At 36.0% G+C, this 1,902-nt stretch carries 2 protein-coding genes; both read right to left on the minus strand.

The window, feature by feature from the left end; all coding sequences use genetic code 11:
- A partial coding sequence (locus tag GVN22_RS27140) for a hypothetical protein (protein WP_166554134.1) occupies positions 1 to 206 on the minus strand: 206 nt, incomplete at its 3' end.
- 52 nt (positions 207 to 258) lie between these two features.
- On the minus strand, positions 259 to 1,902 hold a 1,644-nt coding region (locus GVN22_RS27145; protein ID WP_205691057.1), incomplete at its 5' end, for a hypothetical protein.

A 1,902-nucleotide genomic window follows, 5' to 3' on the forward strand; every position in this document is an offset into this window, starting at 1 on the left:
GGTTTATTGGATTTTAAAACGGGTTGTCCATTTTCATCAATCTTTGGCACCATTTGCGTGTATTTCTCAGCTAAAATCTCGTATTGGATTTCACAGAGCTTTGCACCTTCGTACTCAAACAAGTCTCGTTTGAGAGAAAAGCGCATTTGGGTAGGAATAACCGTTACCTTGTACGGCGTCGAAATGTTAATAGTTGCAATTTTCATAATAAGAAATGTGTATAGAGAGCAAAGAAACCTTTGCTCTCAGGTGTAAAAATTAGTTTTCGTAGACTGGAGTAATAGCATAGGTGAGCGTCTTACCCAACGGGGCTGTAAAGGTCAGCGCATTGTCCGTTCCAGCAGTACAGCTTGAGGCAGGTTGAGCTGTAAGTGTTACCCCTGAACTATCTACAATTTCGAATCTGAAATTAAATGGTCTTCGGATATTTCTGGTTTGAGATATCCCTGTACCATCTATCGAAAATTCTTGTCGTAACCTTTCGTTCAATAAAGTCTCATAGTCCATAAAAGCCATTGAGCCTAAATCATTGTTATTTGTAATGCCTCCGTCAGCTATTGAAACAAGGTCAGAGTCTCGTGATAGCTTAATCAATTGATTATCAGTGGCTTTCTGTGAATAGAATCTTATAGATTTTATAGTCCCATTAAGATAATTACTTGATATACCTCTCCCAATATAGATAGAAGTTGTCGAAGATTTAAAGAAATCAGGATTACTGCTTCCTAATATTACTGGTCCACCATTCGCGCTCAATTTCCGTTCAAAGGAATTGTAAGTTATAGCTATGCTATCTACACCAGAGGATGATGGAATAGAAAACATTGGGTTAGATGAAGAATCACTGGAAACTATATTATCATTAGGAATATATCCAACTATTTCTTTATTATCAAGTGAAATTATCTTCCTATACCCACCTGTGCTATCGGTCTTTCCCCTTTTAACGCCATTCACAACAATAGTACCTTCTTTTGAAGATATTTCAGATTTTGGCATTGGGAAGATGTCTGATTTACGGTTAAAAGAAATTCCATTGGAAGGCATATAGCTACTCATCCATCCACCCGACTCTATCTGGCTTCCCCATAGATACATAGATTGATTATTAGTAGTATTTACTTGAAACCCTCCTATGAAAAATTTGTTAGAAACGATTTTATTTGATGATTTCTGACATACGACAAACACTCGAAGCCATCCATCATCCCATATTTCATACCCATAATCCAACGCAATACTAGTATTTCCAGAAAATTGCTTTGACAATATATTAAACTGTATATATCCTCCATTTGATGAATCTCCCCCTATACCTTCAAAACCAAGTATGGCTTCAATATTGTTATTAGCTTTTACAAAGATACTTTTGGTGTAAACTCCATCTGAAAGTACAGACATGGGTACTTGAAAGTAAACAGCGCTATTCACAAGTTTTTCAACAATTTGAGCATCTAATGAAAGGTCCGGAGCTACTTGTCCAATATTTTTACTGATTTCGCTACTATTACTAATTATTGTAATAGAATTTGTAACGAAGTTTATTTTTTCTTCCTCAATTAAAATACCAAGAGATTCTTTTGTTAAAGGGTTATGTGTAAATCGAGGAGTATTGACCGTCGCATAGCGGATTACGCCAAATTTGTCCACATAGCTACCAACAGATGCTCGATTGAATGCATAACTAGATGGTATCTTTTTCATTTTTGAAAAATTTAAATTTCTCGTTGGAGTAAATTTTACTGTTTCTAAGGAAGATAACCTCATCGTATTTTCAGATAGTTGCTTCCCCACCGTATTAGCAGGATAATCCGTTCTAGTAGGATTATAACTAATCTCACCAGAATCATAAGCATGAAATAAGGTCGGGTCAATCTCAAAGTTTTCTGGAAAGCTGTCAGC

Origin of the sequence: Cellulophaga sp. BC115SP (genome assembly GCF_009905545.1) — a bacterium.
GTDB classification, from domain to species: domain Bacteria; phylum Bacteroidota; class Bacteroidia; order Cytophagales; family Spirosomataceae; genus Flectobacillus; species Flectobacillus rivi.